The sequence below is a fragment of the Oleiphilus sp. HI0061 genome, from assembly GCF_001635675.1.
In genome coordinates this window covers 1-376 of record NZ_LWFE01000750.1, presented here as the reverse complement: position 1 = coordinate 376, position 376 = coordinate 1, and the positions used below count along the sequence as shown (strand labels likewise).

The window sequence follows — 376 nt, the reverse complement described above, 5'->3', positions numbered from 1 at the left end:
CGTTACCTTTCAGCCAGATGTAATGATGGCAATGGGAGAGACAGCCCGCGCTAATCTAAAGAGCCAAACTGATACTATTGCAAATATGATGGGCGGAGAAGAAAAACGCACCTACATTCTATTCAATGATGGCCTATCAGATGGAGATAGCGGTCATGACTTCAGTGTTTTTATCACTACCAAGGAAAGCATGATGAGCTTTCCGGCAATTAGCGCTGGGCAAATACTCAATGCAGACTCCGACTATGAGCTTACGATCTCTAGCATCACCGTAGCAATGTCAACAGACCCAAGTGATGGTGACAGCTGGGTCACAGCATCCAATGAGGGAGAAGGTATTTGGACCGCTGAAGGCCTGACGGGCCTTACTGACGGA

The 376-nt window shown here is 47.6% G+C and carries 1 protein-coding gene; it reads left to right on the top strand.

Features of this window, described 5'->3' with window-relative positions:
• Positions 1–376 (top strand): hypothetical protein (locus A3735_RS30670; protein WP_197485791.1); only part of this gene is annotated, 376 nt, incomplete at both ends.